The following is a 14,715-nucleotide window of genomic DNA, read 5'->3' as shown; positions in this document are numbered from 1 at the left end:
CGGGCCGCCCCCGTGGTGTTCATCCTTCCCACCGAGGCGGCCCGTCAGTGCTGCGCGCCGGCGGTGACCGCCGCGACGGCACCCACCACGGCGGCGCTGCCGGCCGACAGGGCGCGCAGGGCCGCGCAGGCCTGCGACTCGCCCTCCCCGTACTGGTGGTCACGGGCGGTGCGCAGGGCGGCGCCGAGGTGGAGCGCGGCCTCCTCCGGGTGGCCGGTGGCGGCCAGCGCGCGGCCGTAGAGGGTCTGGAGGACCACCCGGCGGGTGACCGGGAAGGGGGGTTCGGCGACGGCCAGGCCGTGGGCGGCGTGGTGGGCGGCCTCCTCGGGGGCGCCGGCGGCCAGGCACGCGTGGGCCAGGTGCTGGCGGGCGAGGGCCACCAGGTCGGCGCGGCCGGCCCGTTCGGCCAGGGACAGGGCCCGTACCAGCAGGCCGCGGGCCCGGGCGCGGCCGGCGTGGTCGCCGTGGCGGGCGAGGGCGACGGCGAGGTTGACCAGGGCGACGGCCTGGGCGGTGCCGTCGCCGGCCCGGGCGGCGAGGTCGGGGGCGCGTTCCAGGTGGACGAGGGCCTGTTCGGGGCGGCTCTCCTCCAGCAGGACCCAGCCCAACAGGGCCCGGGCGCGGGACTGGGCGCCGGGGTCGCGGTCGGCCTCGGCGGCGGCCAGGCCGTGTTCGAGCAGCGGCGCCCAGCCGTCGCGGACCTGCCAGACGATCAGCGGCCACTGGAGCAGCACCAGGCGCCAGGCGCGGTCGTGCAGTCCGGAGGCGACCGCCGCCTCGACCGCGCCGCGCAGGGTGTCGCGTTCGGCGGCGTACCAGGCGAGCGCGCTCGCCCGGTCGGGGAAGGGGCGGACCTCGGCGGGTCGGCGGGTGCCGGGCGGCAGGGTGCAGCACGGTTCGCTGCCCGGTTCGGCGGCAGCGCAGGCGGCGAGGAGGGTGTTGAGCAGGTGGTCGAGCAGGCGGGGCAGCACCTGGGTGTCGGTGTCGCCGGGCAGGCTGCGGGCGTAGAGGCGGACCAGGTCGTGCAGGGTGTAGGCGTCCCGGCCGATCTGGACGATCAGGTGGGCGGTGGCCAGTCGGGCCAGCGCGTCGGCGGCCTCGTCGGGGCGGCAGCCGGCCAGGGCGGCGGCGGTACGGCTGTCGAGGGTGGCGCCGGTGTGGGCGCCGAGGCGGCGGAACATCCGGTGGGCGGGTTCGCTCAGGTGCTGGACGGTCAGGGCGAGGGCGGCGGCGACGCTGGTGTCCTCGACGTCGAGGAGGTCCAGGCGGTCCTGTTCGTCGGCGAGTTCGTCGGCGAGGGCGGCCAGCGCGCGGGCGGGGCCGGTGGCGAGGCGGGCGGCGGCCAGCCGCAGGGCCAGCGGCAGGCCGTCGCACAGTCGGGCCAGGCGGGCGGCGGCCTCGGGTTCGGCGGCGACCAGGTCGGGGCCGAGGGTGGCGGCGAGCAGGCTGACGGACTGCGGGGAGGAGAGTTCGGCGAGCGGGACGGGGCGGGCGGCGTCGGAGGCGACCAGGCCGCCGAGCCGGTCGCGGCTGGTGACCAGGGTGACGCAGTCGTCGCCGTCGGGCAGCAGCGGGCGGACCTGCTCGGAGCGGCGGGCGTTGTCCAGGACGATCAGCATCCGGCGGGCGGCCGTCAGTTCGCGGTAGCGGGCGGCCATCGCCTCGGCGGTGGCGGGCATCTGCTCGGCGGGCAGGCCGAGGGCGAGCAGCAGTTCGCGCAGGACGGCGGCGGTGGAGCGTTCGGGCAGCGGGCTGTGGCCGCACAGGTCGACGAAGAGCCGGCCGTCGGGGAAGTCCTGGTGGCGGTGGTGGGCCCAGTACAGAGCGAGGGTGGTCTTGCCGATGCCGGCGCCGCCGGTGAGCACGGCGACGGCGCCGGGGGTGGCGGTGGCCCGGTCGAGCGCGGCCAGTTCGTCCTCCCGGCCGGCGAAGCCGCGCGGACGTCGGGGGAAGGGCCAGGGGGTGTGCTGCTGCCCGGGGCCGGCGGCGGGTGCGGGCCGTACGGGGACGGGCGGTGCGGATGCGGGCCGCGCGGGGGCGGGGGCGGGCCGCTGGTCGGGGACGGGGGCCAGACTGCCGGCGGTGGGGACCCGCGCGGGCGGGACGCGGTCAGGCGGCTCCTGGTCACCGGGACGCCGCGCGGGCGGCACCCGGTCGGACCGGCTCGGCGGGGCGTCGGCGCGCAGCAGGCGGTCGTAGGCCTCGGTGAGTTCCGGCCCGGGGCCGATGCCGAGTTCCTCGGCGAGGGCCCGGCGGGTGCGGTGGAACCAGTCCAGGGCCTCCGAGCGGCGCCCCGCCCGGCCGAGGGTGTGCATGAGTTCGGCGACCAGCGGTTCCCGCAGCGGGTTGGCGGTGGCCTCGGCGTGCAGCAGGTTCGCGGCCGTGCCGTGGTCGCCGAGCCGGCCGTGGGCGCGGGCCAGTTCCCCGGCGGCGGCCAGCCGCTGTTCTTCCAGGGTCCGGGCGGCGCACTGCAGTGGCAGGCCGGCGATGGTGCCGGCGAGGGCGGGGCCGCGCCACAGGGTGAGTGCCTCGCGCAGGGCGGCGGCGGCCTCGCCGGCGTCGTCCAGGGAGCGGGCGCGGGCCACCAGGTGTTCGAACCGGACGGTGTCCACCGCCAGGTCGGGTACCCGCAGCAGGTAGGCGCCGTTGTCGGTGACGAGTTCGATGCCGGCGGCGGGGGCGTCGTGGGCGGTGAGCAGGGCGCGCAGCCCGGAGACGTGGTTGTGGATGACGGTGCGTGAGTGCCGGGGTGGCTCCTCGTCCCAGAGGGTCTCGGTGAGCCGCTCGACGGTGACCGGTGCTCCGGGGTTCAGCAGCAGCATGGCCAGCAGGCTGCGGCGTTTGGCCGATCCGGCCGGAAGCTCCCGGCCGTCCGCGGCCACCACGGCCACCGAGCCCAGCAGTCGGAACTCCACGCACCCCCCTTAGATGTATATGACAAGTATATGACAGCAGGCGATCCGTCGATCGCGGAGCGTCGCCCGGGGCGGCGGGGCCGATGTCGCCGTCGGTGTGGGGACCCCGGCGGGCAACGAAAGGTTGCTTGCCTCGCCGACGCTCTCGTGCCGCAGGGGCCGTGGACGTGGGCGGCTGGTGAGGTCCCGGTGCGGCCGCCGCGGCGCGGGGGCGGTGGCCGTAAGATCCCGACAGCATCAGGCCCTGCCAGACCCCTGCCCACACGTATCCGCAGCTCACGCGCGGCCGTGTGATCGCCGGGACACCCGGTGGCCACCACAATGGTGCGGACAGTTCCCCGGAAGTACAGAGAAAGCGAAACCTCACCATGGATCTCGGCGTGCGCTGGAAGCTGCACGGTGACGGGCGCACGCCCGCACCGGGGGCGGTGGTCCGTCCCGACGAACGGCTCTCCTGGCCCCGCACGGTAGGGCTCGGCGCCCAGCACGTGGTGGCGATGTTCGGGGCGAGCTTCGTGGCGCCCGTGCTGATGGGGCTCGACCCGAACCTCGCGATCATGATGTCCGGCGTGGCGACCGTGATCTTCCTGCTGGCCACCAAGGGCCGGGTGCCCAGCTACCTGGGCTGCTCGCTGTCCTTCGTGGGCGTGGCCGCGGTGATCCGGGCGCAGGGCGGCACCAGCGCGACGGTGACCGGCGCGGTGTTCGTGGTGGGCGTGGTGCTGTTCCTGGTGGGTGTGGCGGTCCAGCGGTTCGGGGCGCGCATCATCCACGCCACGATGCCGCCGATCGTCACCGGCGCGGTGGTCATGCTGATCGGCTTCAACCTCGCCCCGGTGACCGCCTCGGTGTACTGGCCGCAGGACCAGTGGACGGCACTGCTGGTGATGCTGTTCACCGGTCTGGCCGTGGTGTGCCTGCGCGGCTTCTGGTCGCGGGTGGCGATCTTCCTGGGGCTGCTCTTCGGCTACGGGATCTCCTGGCTGTTCGACCAGGTCTTCGGGAAGATCCACTCGGTGGACGCGGGCGGGCACCTGACCGACCACTGGCGCCTGGACCTGTCGGGCGTCGGCAAGGCGGACTGGATCGGCCTGCCGACCTTCCACGGCCCGTCCTTCCAGTGGTCGGCGATCCTGGTCGCACTGCCCGTGGTGATCGCGCTGGTCGCGGAGAACGCCGGGCACGTCAAGGCGGTCGGCGAGATGACCGGCACCAACCTGGACGACAAGCTGGGCACCGCGATCTCGGCGGACGGCGTCGGCTCCATGCTCTCCACCGCGGTCGGCGGCCCGCCGAACACCACGTACTCGGAGAACATCGGCGTCATGGCCGCCACCCGGGTCTACTCGACGGCCGCCTACTGGGCCGCGGCCGGCTTCGCGCTGCTGTTCGGCCTGTGCCCGAAGTTCGGCGCGATCGTGGCCGCGATCCCGGGCGGGGTGCTCGGCGGCATCACGGTGATCCTGTACGGCATGATCGGCCTGCTCGGTGCGCAGATCTGGACCAAGTCCCAGGTGGACCTGCGCAACCCGCTGAACCTGGTGCCGGCCGCGGCGGGCATCATCATCGGCATCGGCAACGTGACGCTGAAGTTCACCGACACCTTCAGCCTCAGCGGCATCGCGCTCGGCACGCTGGTCGTCATCACCGGCTACCACGCGCTGCGGGCGCTGGCCCCGGCGCACCTCAAGACGCAGGAGCCGCTGCTGGACGAGGGCACCTCCTCGTACGACGAGGGCTCCGAGGAGCCGCGCCGGTAACGGACGGGACCGGGTTCGGGTTCAGACTCGGGAGGACGGCCGGCGGAAGTCCGAAAAGGATCTTCCGCCGGCCGTTCCGTCTGGCCGCGCGGGCCGGTCGGTGGTCGAATCACTGCTCGCTCGTATCGGCCACTCATCCCCCGGGAGAGGCATGTCCCTTCTGACCCACCGCCGCAAGGCCGCTGCTGCGGCCGTCGCCCTCGCCACCCTCGCGATCACCTGCGGCCAGGCCTCTGCCGCCGACGCGGGCAAGGTCCTGTGGACCCCGAGCACCAGCAAGGGCGCGTCCTCGTTCGCAGCGGTCCAGTGCGCGGCCGGCAACTTCGGGGTGGTGAAGGACTCCGTCAAGGGCAGTGTGTGGCGGGCCTTCCAGGCCGCCGGGGAGGAGCGCTGCGAGACGCTCAGCCCGGACCTGAAGGAGGGCGACACGTTCTACCTGGGCTGGTCGTCCAAGGTGGACGTCAAGGACACCAACAGCCGGTACGTGTTCCAGCTGAAGTGCTCGCCGAGCACCGACACGGCCAACCACCCGATCGAGATCGACATCGTGAACGGGCGTGTGCGCCTCCAGGAGTGGGACACCGCACACGTCTCCCACTCCCTGTGGACCGCGCAGACCGCCAACAACACCTGGCACTCCTACGCGCTGAAGATCCGCCTGGGGCGGACGGACGGGACGATCGACTTCTGGTTCGACGGCGTGAAGCAGACGTTCACCACGGGCTCGGGGACGTTCAAGGGCACCACCTGGGACGGCGACCGGAACTACCTCAAGTGGGGCTCCTACCACGAGTCCACGGGCGACGCGACGAACACCTTCACCAGCCCGGTGATGGCCACGACCCTGGAGGCGGCCACCGCCGGCTCGTAAGGGAGCGACGACGGAACCGCAGGCCCGGACCACGAACGGTCCGGGCCTGCGGCGTCGGACCGTCATGCAGGCAGCGCCATACGGCTGAGCCGCAGCCGACACGGCACCGATCACCCCGGCGTTCGGGCGGAGGAGGTGGATAACTGGGCTCTGCCACACCCTCAGATGAGTCGCCCGCCCTCATACTGCGGCCTGGAAACGTGCCCGGCGTGCCCGGGGCGCGGGGAGGTCGCGACAGCCGCCGCACACGGGTGGGGGTTGCCTCGGACGACGCCGTCACCGGACGGCCGAGCGGGTTGACTCACCGACCCGCTCGGAGGATTGATGCACGTATCCCGTGCCTTGCGTTCGATCGTCGCCGTCGCCTCGGTGGGAGCCGCGCTGGTGGCCGCCCCGGCGTGGTCCGCCACGCCCGCCGCCAGGGCCGCACTCAGGCCGGCCGACCACACGCAGGCTTCTCGGTCCCCTGACTCCGGACCCGCGCTGCACCATGACACCTCACCGCCGTTGCGTGACCTGTGGCAGGGACACGGAGAGCGCCGGTCCACGCCCGGCGTCATGCCCACCGGAAAGGTGCAGGACCCGTCCCTCACCGAGGCCGCCCATCCGGATCAGGTGGTGCAGGACCGCGACGGCAACCGGGGCCCGATCCGGTTGGACGTCAGTTTCGACGGCATCCGGGAAGCCGGGGGCGTCCCGCCCGACCCCAACGCCTCGGTGGGCTCCCGCCAGATCGTGGAGATCACCAACTACGACCTCGCGGTGTACTCCAAGACCGGTGCCACGGAGCTGGGGCCGCTGACGACCCAGACCCTGTTCCGCGGGTTCGGCGGGCCGTGCGAGACCGCCCAGAACGTCGACATCGGGGATCCCGTGGTCCGCTGGGACTCCCTGGCCCACCGCTGGATCATCAACCAGTTCGCCCTCGACCAGGCTGGCACCACGAACCGGCTGTGCGTGGCCGTCTCCACCACCGAGGACGCCACCGGCGAGTACTACCGGTACGAGTTCGGGTACCGGCACTTCATCGATCACCCGAAGGTCGCGGTGTGGCCGGACGCCTACTACGCGACCCTCACCGGCGCCGGGACGGTCTTCGAGGCGTGCGCCTGGGACCGGCACAGGATGCTGCAGGGAGCCGACGCCGACCAGCAGTGCTACGACGTCCCGGTGCCCTCCTTCCCGCTCAGCTCCGACCTCGACGGCCCGACCCCTCCCCCGCAGGGCGAGCCCAACCTGCTGGTCGCCCTCAACCCCGCCGACGACAGCCTGCAGTACTGGCGGTTCCACGTCGACTGGGCCGACCAGACCCGCACCGCCGTCACGGGCCCGGGAGAGCTGCCGGTGGCCCCCTACACCCCGGCCTGCCAGAGCACCGATCCCACCCGTTGCGTCCCCCAGGCCGGTACCACCCAGAAACTGGACTCGCTCTCCTACTCCGCCATGTACCGGCTCGCCTACCGCAACTTCGGCGACCACCAGTCCCTGGTCGTCAACCACGCGGTCGACGCGCCCGGCGGCAGCGTGGGGGTGCGCTGGTACGAACTGCGGCTGGACCACGACCGGCCGGTCGTCCATCAGCAGAGCACCTACGCTCCGGGGTCCACGTACCGGTGGATGGGCTCCGCGGCCCAGGACAAGGAGGGCGACATCGCCCTGGGATACTCGACGTCGTCCTCCCAGGACCACCCCTCGATCAGTGTCACCGGACGCCTGGCGCGTGACCCGCGCAACGTGATGACGTTCCGGGAGACCACCGTGTGGACCGGCACAGGCTCCCAGACCGGGAGCAACCGCTGGGGTGACTACACCTCCATGGCGATCGACCCGGTGGACGACTGTACGTTCTGGTACACCAACCAGTACCAGCCGGCCGACGGCACCGGAAACTGGAACACCCGTATCGCCTCCTTCCGGCTCTCCGACTGCTGCGACCACCACCGTCACGGGTGAAACCCTCGGCGGACGGCACACAGCCGTCCGCCCCGGATCCCCCGTCTGCCTGAAGTGGGGCTCGTACCACCCCTCCACGGGGGACGGGACGAACACCTTCACCAGCCCGGTCATGGCGACGACGCCGGAGGCGGCCACCGACGGCTCGTGACCGTCGACTCGTGAAAGCCCCCAGGCCCGGACCACGTGGATGCGGTCCGGGCCTGCGCTTCAGGCGCGTGCGGAAGTCGGTCGGGGCCTGCGACGGGTCAGCAGTACTTGAAGGAGCTGATCTTGTCGTTGATCCACGACGGGACGGAGGGCCACTGCTCCCGGGGGCCGATCCTGAACTCGGCGCCGCCGTAGTCGTTGTGCTCGTAGAAGCAGATGCTGCTCCCCGTGTTGTTCACCACGGACGAGGTGATGTCCTGCATCCCCGTCCACAGGCCATTCTTCCGCTCCAGCTTGCCCATGTCGCTGATGTTCTGGTCCGAGGCGATCGACCCGAACTTGCCGGTCTGGCCGGTGTTGGCGACGAAACCGCTCTCGGACCACAGGCAGACGTAGTTGGTGGGGCACGCTCCGGCGCCCTGCCCGATGCCGAGGACCGTGTTGGCGCTGGCGGAGCCCGCCACGGTCACGACCAGCCCGACGGCGGCGGCCGCGCACAGGCCGAGCCTGGTCATCTTCTGGGAAATCTTCATGACGATCCGTTCAGGTCGGGGAAAGGGGAAGGGAGGGGGGTCAGGTCAGCAGTACTTGAAGGAGCTGATCTTGTCGTTGATCCACGACGGGACGTAGGGCCAGTGCTCCCAGGGGCCGATCCTGAACTCCGCGCCGCCGTAGTTGTTGTGCTCGTAGAAGCAGATGCTGCTCCCGGTGTTGTTCAGCACCGACGAGGTGACGTCCTGCATGCCCTTGTCCCCACCGGAGGTGTGCTGGAGCTTGCCCATGTCGCCGGTGTTCTGGTTCGACGCGAAGGAGCCGAACTTGCTGTCGTTGACGAAGCCGCCCTCGATGAAGTTGGACTCCGACCACAGGCAGACGTAGCCGCTGGGGCACGACCCGGCCCCGTGGCCGATGTTGTAGACGTTGGTGGCGCTCGCGGAGGTCGCCCCGGTCACGATCAAACCGGCAGCGGCGGCGGCGCACAGGCCGAGCTTGGCCAGGTTCCTGGAAAACTTCATGACGATCCGTTCAGGTCAAAGGAAGGGAAGGGGAAGGGAGGGGGCCAGGTCAGCAGAACTTGAAGGAGCTGATCTTGTCGTTGATCCACGACGGGACCGAGGCCCACTGCTCCCGGGGGCCGATCCTGAACTCCAGGCCGCCGTAGTTGGTGTTCTCGTAGAAGCAGATGCTGCTCCCGGTGTTGTTCACGACCGAGGAGGCCTCGTCCGCCATGCCCTTCCAGCGCCAGAGCTTGCTCTCGAACTTGAACTGCGCCAGGTCCGGGATGTTCTCGTTCGCGCCCACGGCCCCGTAGTCGACCCCGCCCTTCGGGTTCCCCACGATGAAGTTGTTCTCGCTCCACAGGCAGACCCAGTTGGCGGGGCACTTGCCGGGGCCGGTCTGGATCGTGGTGAGGATGTCGGCGCTCGCACTCGTCGTCGTGGCGGCGAGCACCCCGGCCACTGTGGCAGCACCCAGCGCGAGCCTCGTCGCCATTCGCCGCAGGTTCATCATGATCTCCTCTGCTCTCCAACTGCCAGGTGGGCGCTCCGACGTTTCGCTTGCGGAGCACCACCACTGTGGCGGCGAGGGCACAGGGGAGACATCAGCCATCTGACTGCATGTGGAACCCCGTGGCGGCGGCGAGGGCACAGGGGAGACATCAGCCATCTGACTGCATGTGGAACCGACGCCGGCGGCGCAATCGGCTTCCCGGCGGCGTCGGCGTCGTGTCCGGCGTCAGTTCAGACGTCGCCGAACTCGCCGCTACGGACGGCGATGACGAAGGACTTCCAGGCCTCGGAGGGGAAGAGGAGGGACGGCCCGTCGGGATCCTTGGAGTCGCGGACCCTGCCCGGGTGCGCGTCGTCCACCTCGATGCAGTCACCGCCATTGTTGCTGTACGTGCTCTTGCGCCACGCGGCGCCGGCCAGGTCGGGCTTCAGAGCGCTCATGGCCCTTGCCTGCCCTCCCCCATGGAGGCAAAACGCCCGGCTGGGGAACCCCCAGCCGGGCGTCAGGCCGACTTCAGACCTCGCCGAACTCGCCGCTGCGGACAGCAGCAACGAACGACTTCCAAGCCTCGGCCGGGAACACCAGAGCCGGGCCCTGGGGGTCCTTGGAGTCACGGACGGGCATCAATGTACGAGAGCCCCGCGCAACCTCAAGGCAGTCGCCACCTTGCTGGCTGTACGTCGACTTCACCCACGAAGCGGTAGTCAAGTCGAAATCAGCCATGAGAGTCCTTCCGAGCGTGGAGTATCAATTCGAGAGTCGCTGACTCGGCCAGCGCCCCTACCTGGAGGCGATCGTATCTCCTACGCCAGTCGCGGAGCCTGTCGTCATCTCGTTCGACGTGCCCGCGCCCCTCAGACTCAGAGTAGCCAAACAGGGAGCCATCGGGGAGTGTCAGCAGCCGCATGGGCAGGGCGAATGGCCTGTGTTCTCCCATGCTGAAGGGCGCCACCTGAAGTACTACACGCCCCTGTTCGCAGAGCTGTTCAAGTTGCTCAAGCTGTTCCCACATGACCTCCGGACCACCGATGATCCGCCGGAGGCAGCTCTCGTCCAGTACGGCATGGATGAGCGGCGGGTCTCGTCGCGCCAGTGCCTCCTGTCGCGCAAGCAGAAAGGTCATCCTCTCTTCTGCCTGCTTGGGGGTGATGTCCCTTCGACGAACATCCGCCCTTGCAAGAGCCGCCGCGTAGGACTTCGTTTGAAGCAAGCCAGGGATGACGCCGAGTTCGAAGATCCGGATCTCACTGGCTCGCGTCTCATGGGCTGCGTACTCCGGGAAGCCCTCCAGCAATGCCGAGTGCTTGGCCTGGAGCCACATCAGCAGCAGGGTTCCGCCCGTCTCAAGCACTCGATCGGCATCACGTGCGAACTTCTCACTTGGCGGAGTCCGGCCAGGCGGGGCAAGTTCGGCATAGGAGACGTAGGAGGGATCAACCCTCAAGCGCCTCGCCAGCTGGGCTTGCGTGAGGCCAGCAGCCCTGCGCGACCTGCGCAGTTGCACCCCAAAGGGCGCCCATGGGCCTGATGTTGGATCAAGTTCTTTGAGGTTCAATGATCTTCACCTACTTGCCGAGCACTGACTTCAAGATTCAGATCGGGTTCCGATCGTAGAGGCAATCGCGCCACTATGGCTACACCCGGTGATCCACCGGGCGCACAGCGCAACCTGCGGAGACCCCATGCCCGACCCGCGGAATCCCGAGCCCCTCTTCCAACTCCGCGAAGTCGTCCTCGACTTCAGCAATCTGGAGGACGGCGAGCCGCGCGAGAGCGTCTTCGTGGAGGTCGCGTTCGGGAAGGCGGCGCTTCGGCCGCCCTACCGCCGAACCGTCGACGGGTGTCCTTTGCCGCCCGTCATCAATTCCTCGCACCTGGAGCAGAGTTGAGCAGGACCCGCATCATGAGCAAGCCCCCCGCCCGCCGTTCGGGCCAGCAGGTCTTCGCCCTGCGCGAGGACCCCGGTGGATCGGGCGAACTCTCCGTCCTCCTGGTCGATCCCGTCTACCGGGACGGCCTGACCCTCCCCGGCGGCAGCGCCGAACAGGACGAGCTTCCCCACCTCGCGGCCCGCCGGCACCTCGAAACGGAGACCGGCCTCGTCCTGCCCCTCCGCACCATCCTCTCCGTCGACTACGTGCCCGCGGCCGAGTTCCCCGAGGGCCTCGACTTCGTCTACGCGGGCGGGGTGCTCACGCACCAACAGGCCGACACCGCCCGCCACCACCAGCCCCCGGAGGAGATCCGCGCTCTCCACTGGGTCCCCCGTCACCAGCTCCGCGACGTCATGGCCGGCGACCAGTACCGCCGCGTCGAGGACGCCTGGGACGCCTGGGAGCACGGCGACGGCCTCCCCCTTCTCGTCCGGGGCGTCCCGGTCCCGGTCGGCTGATCAAGGAGACACCCCGAGGCCGGACCGCCACGGGCGCGGTCCGGGCCTTCGCTTCGGCAGGAGCCGTGCGCACCTGATCGCCGGGGCCGCTGCGTCAGGCAAGCCCAGCAGCACGGCGCACCCCCTTCACACGCAATCCTCCCTTGAGGTACTTCGCCATGCTCAAAACCCACCGGCCCGGCACGTTCGTCGCGCGCCTCGACTCCCGCACCGAGTCAACGCCCCTGGCGCGCTACTTGCTCCGCGCCTACCTCTCCGGCCTGTCCGCAGGCGAGGCCTACTGCGACACCGCCGAGTTGCTCCTCGGCGAGCTGTTCGCCAACGCCGTCCAGCACTGCGACGCCCCCGCCGACCGCCACATCGAGATCCGCTTCGCCCTCGCCGGCGACCACCTCCGACTGGAAGTCCACGACACCGGCACCGGCCATCCCGCCCTCCACGCCCCGGCCCCCGACGACGAGCACGGGCGCGGCCTGTTCCTCGTCAACGAGCTGGCCGAACGCTGGGGCTGCACCTCCCGGCCCGACGGCGCCGGCAAGTTCGTCTGGGCCCTCATCTCCTCCTCCACCGCCTGAAAGCCACCCCACCCATGCACCTCGCCACCCTCGCCCGCCACGCCCTCTCCCGCGGCCGCACCCCCGCCGCCACGTACGCCCTCCTCGCCCGCCGCACCCGCAAGCCCCTGCCCTCCGCCCGCGCGGTGTGCCTCGCCCTGACCATCCCCCTCGCCGAGACCACCCGCCGCCTCGACGACTGCTACGACGCCCTGCTCGCCAACCCCCGCCCGGGCTCCGAAACCGACACCGGCGAACTCCTCGAAGCCCTCGGCGTCTTCGACATCCCCAAGTCCCTCACCGACACCGAACTCGCCATCGTCGACCACTTCCTCACCGCCGTCGACGCCCTCGGCGGCATCCGCCCCGGCCACCACCACGGCCTCACCCGCTGGTTCACCACCGGCAACCTCACCGCCGCCTACCTCTCCCTCGCCGCCACCCACCCCCTCCCCCTCACCGGCGACCCCGCCCGCTACTGGACCGCCCTCACCACCGCCGGCGAACTCCTCACCACCACCCCCAACCCCGACACCCGCATCACCTACGCCCTCACCCACTGCCGCACCCAAGCAGCCACCCACACCTGAACCTCGCGCACAGGAAGTCGACCCCACCGACTTCCTGCGCAGCACGCTCGCCCCGGCCTGACCAGCCGAACGCCTCCACCACCGCAGGCCTGCGCGCAGCACCCGGATGACCACCGCCCAGCACACTGCTGTGGTTTGACTTCGTGGGAGAACTCCGGGCCCACCAAGCGGTCGGCGAAGTGACGGGCCCGCCCCTGACCTTCCTCCTCGGCCGGGTCTGCCCGCGGGGGCAGCGGCTCTGCCCCTGCGTACCTGGCCGGGGGCGACCCGTGACACGTATACAGGAGGCCAGGCCGTCCTCCGCCGCGAAAGGGTCTCTCATGCACGCACGGGAAGCCGCCAGAACGCCGGACGGCGCCCGCCCCGGCCGCCCGGCCGCCGACACCGCGCGTACGGCCCGCACCGCAGCCGTACCGGTGCGGCAGGGGGCGGGCCTTCCGTCCCCGCAGGAGGTGGCCGCCCTCCAGCGCACCGTCGGCAACGCCGCCGTGGCCCGGATGCTCGAAGAGGCCCGCCACCGGCACGGCCCGGACTGCGGGCACCAGGAGTCGGACGGCGGGGCGCCCGTGCAGCGCTCCGCCGTGCACCAGGTCCTCGGGTCACCGGGCCGGCCGCTCGCCGCTGCGCTCCGCGAGGAGATGGAACACCGGCTCCAGGCGGACTTCTCCGATGTGCGGGTGCACACCGGCACGGCCGCGCAGCGCTCGGCGCAGGAGGTGGGCGCCCGCGCCTACACCTCGGGCAGTCATGTCGTCATCGGCGCCGGAGGAGCGGACAGGCACACCCTGGCCCATGAGTTGACGCATGTGATCCAGCAGCGGCAGGGTCCGGTCCTGGGCACGGACCACGGGAACGGCCTGCGCGTCAGTGACCCGTCCGACCGCTTCGAACGCGAGGCGGAGGCGACCGCGCGCCGGGTGATGGCGGCGCCGGTGCAGCGGGCCGTCGCCGCCCCGGACGCCCCGGGCCCGACGGACCGTACCCCGGCCGGGGCGGCCCCGGCGGTGCAGCGGGTCGTCAACGTCGCCAAGGCGACCATCAGCAAGCCGGAGGAGACCGACAAGGTCCAGTGGAAGGCCCCGCGTCACCAGCGGCTGCCGGAGGCGGAGAAGCAGGCGATCCTGGCCGAGATCGGGAGGATGGCCGAGGCGGAGGAATCCGTACGGTTCGCCTCGTACGAGAAACTCATCGACGAGGCCCACGCGCGGGTACGGGCGGCGAGCGGCAGGAACCTCGCTCCCGTGACCCCCACCGCCATCGCCACCGGAGGCTTCCAGCACGAGTTGACGATCTCCGACGAGGAGCAGATGAAGCGGCACAAGGAAGTGCGCCGGCGTCTGTCCCTGCGCGGTATCAGCCTCGACCTGGAGGCGTTCCGCAACCGGCAGGCGATGGTGAACCCGTTCACGTACAACGACGTGGAGGACGGCGCCTCCTACACCATCGGCGCCACCGGGAACTTCGTCCTCGGCGGCGTGCAGGAGGGCGACTACTCCCAGCTGTTCGACCTGGCCAAGAGCAAGTCGGGGCTCACGGACCAGCAGCTGGCGAACCGGTTCATCAAGGCACTGGCCGAAAGCGGCAGCAAACCGTTCGAGGACCTGCCCAAGGACGCGCAGAAGTACTGCGCCAAGATCGTGGCCATCATCCAGGGCGCCGAGTTCCGCCGGGCCGCCGCCAACCCGACCACGGCCATAGCGGCCTTCAACAGGGTCGCCGCCAGCGACACGGCGACGCTCCACGACGAGATGAACCAGTTCACCCTGTTCGCCAAGACCGGCGGCGGATCGGCGGACTCGCAGTACCACCGCGACAGCAAGGAGCCCGACGCGGAGCTCAACGCCCGCATTCTCCAGGAGTTCAGGTCACTGGCCCAGCTCGTGTCCGCGAACGGCTTCGACCCCAATGACGAGAAGCAGTTCTACGAGGCCTGCGAGAGCATCGCGGTCGGCTCCATGAACGCCTTCAAGGCGAACTTCAGCTACACGATGGCGTAGAGCGACCGGCCCGGGGCCCCA

Annotated in this window: 15 protein-coding genes and 1 pseudogene; 8 read left to right on the top strand and 8 right to left on the bottom strand. The window is 71.0% G+C overall.

What is annotated here, in order from left to right:
- Window positions 1–44 precede the first annotated feature (44 nt).
- A complete protein-coding gene (locus AB0O11_RS24430) occupies window positions 45–2,915 on the bottom strand; it encodes an AfsR/SARP family transcriptional regulator (RefSeq protein WP_363390753.1) in 2,871 nt (956 codons plus the stop codon).
- Between the two features lie 368 nt (window positions 2,916–3,283).
- On the opposite strand from AB0O11_RS24430, the gene AB0O11_RS24425 reads away from it, so the two are divergent.
- From AB0O11_RS24425 to AB0O11_RS24415, 3 genes are all read left to right on the top strand, one after another.
- Entirely contained in the window at window positions 3,284–4,675 is a 1,392-nt protein-coding gene (locus tag AB0O11_RS24425) for a solute carrier family 23 protein (protein WP_363390750.1), read from the top strand.
- Window positions 4,676–4,826: 151 nt separating this feature from the next.
- A complete protein-coding gene (locus AB0O11_RS24420; RefSeq protein WP_363390747.1) occupies window positions 4,827–5,546 on the top strand; it encodes a hypothetical protein in 720 nt (239 codons plus the stop codon).
- A 558-nt stretch (window positions 5,547–6,104) separates the two neighbouring features.
- Window positions 6,105–7,499 carry a hypothetical protein gene (locus AB0O11_RS24415; RefSeq protein ID WP_363390744.1) on the top strand — a complete coding sequence of 465 codons (1,395 nt, stop codon included), beginning with the start codon at window positions 6,105–6,107 and terminating at the stop codon, window positions 7,497–7,499.
- Between the two features lie 248 nt (window positions 7,500–7,747).
- On the opposite strand, the gene AB0O11_RS24410 is transcribed toward AB0O11_RS24415, so the two are convergent.
- The 7 genes and pseudogenes from AB0O11_RS24410 to AB0O11_RS24380 all read right to left on the bottom strand — a co-directional run.
- On the bottom strand, window positions 7,748–8,182 hold the full coding sequence (locus tag AB0O11_RS24410; protein ID WP_363390741.1) for a peptidase inhibitor family I36 protein: 435 nt from the start codon (window positions 8,180–8,182) through the stop codon (window positions 7,748–7,750).
- A gap of 45 nt (window positions 8,183–8,227) precedes the next feature.
- Window positions 8,228–8,665: a peptidase inhibitor family I36 protein gene (locus AB0O11_RS24405; RefSeq protein ID WP_363390738.1), complete on the bottom strand. Its 438-nt coding sequence runs from the start codon at window positions 8,663–8,665 to the stop codon at window positions 8,228–8,230.
- A 49-nt stretch (window positions 8,666–8,714) separates the two neighbouring features.
- Complete coding sequence (locus tag AB0O11_RS24400; protein ID WP_363390735.1) at window positions 8,715–9,143, bottom strand: peptidase inhibitor family I36 protein; 429 nt, start codon at window positions 9,141–9,143, stop codon at window positions 8,715–8,717.
- Between the two features lie 248 nt (window positions 9,144–9,391).
- Complete coding sequence (locus AB0O11_RS24395) at window positions 9,392–9,601, bottom strand: DUF397 domain-containing protein (RefSeq protein WP_363390732.1); 210 nt, start codon at window positions 9,599–9,601, stop codon at window positions 9,392–9,394.
- 73 nt (window positions 9,602–9,674) lie between these two features.
- On the bottom strand, window positions 9,675–9,884 hold the full coding sequence (locus AB0O11_RS24390; protein ID WP_363390729.1) for a DUF397 domain-containing protein: 210 nt from the start codon (window positions 9,882–9,884) through the stop codon (window positions 9,675–9,677).
- Entirely contained in the window at window positions 9,877–10,482 is a 606-nt protein-coding gene (locus tag AB0O11_RS24385; protein ID WP_363390961.1) for a DUF5753 domain-containing protein, read from the bottom strand. The genes AB0O11_RS24390 and AB0O11_RS24385 overlap by 8 nt, the downstream gene beginning before the upstream one ends.
- Window positions 10,483–10,500: 18 nt before the next feature.
- Window positions 10,501–10,665: pseudogene (locus AB0O11_RS24380) on the bottom strand (helix-turn-helix transcriptional regulator); the annotation flags it as partial.
- 178 nt (window positions 10,666–10,843) lie between these two features.
- On the opposite strand from AB0O11_RS24380, the gene AB0O11_RS24375 reads away from it, so the two are divergent.
- From AB0O11_RS24375 to AB0O11_RS24355, 5 genes are all read left to right on the top strand, one after another.
- Window positions 10,844–11,050 carry a hypothetical protein gene (locus tag AB0O11_RS24375; RefSeq protein WP_363390726.1) on the top strand — a complete coding sequence of 69 codons (207 nt, stop codon included), beginning with the start codon at window positions 10,844–10,846 and terminating at the stop codon, window positions 11,048–11,050.
- A 14-nt stretch (window positions 11,051–11,064) separates the two neighbouring features.
- The gene (locus AB0O11_RS24370; RefSeq protein ID WP_363390723.1) at window positions 11,065–11,553 is read left to right on the top strand and encodes an NUDIX hydrolase; all 489 of its coding nucleotides are present in this window, start codon (window positions 11,065–11,067) and stop codon (window positions 11,551–11,553) included.
- 158 nt (window positions 11,554–11,711) lie between these two features.
- A complete protein-coding gene (locus AB0O11_RS24365) occupies window positions 11,712–12,128 on the top strand; it encodes an ATP-binding protein (RefSeq protein WP_363390720.1) in 417 nt (138 codons plus the stop codon).
- A 14-nt stretch (window positions 12,129–12,142) separates the two neighbouring features.
- Window positions 12,143–12,697 carry a hypothetical protein gene (locus AB0O11_RS24360; RefSeq protein WP_363390717.1) on the top strand — a complete coding sequence of 185 codons (555 nt, stop codon included), beginning with the start codon at window positions 12,143–12,145 and terminating at the stop codon, window positions 12,695–12,697.
- A 320-nt stretch (window positions 12,698–13,017) separates the two neighbouring features.
- Entirely contained in the window at window positions 13,018–14,694 is a 1,677-nt protein-coding gene (locus tag AB0O11_RS24355) for a DUF4157 domain-containing protein (RefSeq protein ID WP_363390714.1), read from the top strand.
- Window positions 14,695–14,715: the final 21 nt, after the last annotated feature.

It is taken from the genome of Kitasatospora sp. NPDC093102 (assembly GCF_040683915.1).
Lineage (GTDB): Bacteria > Actinomycetota > Actinomycetes > Streptomycetales > Streptomycetaceae > Kitasatospora.
Note: the sequence above shows the minus strand (reverse complement) of the source record. Positions and strands in the feature narration are given on the sequence as shown.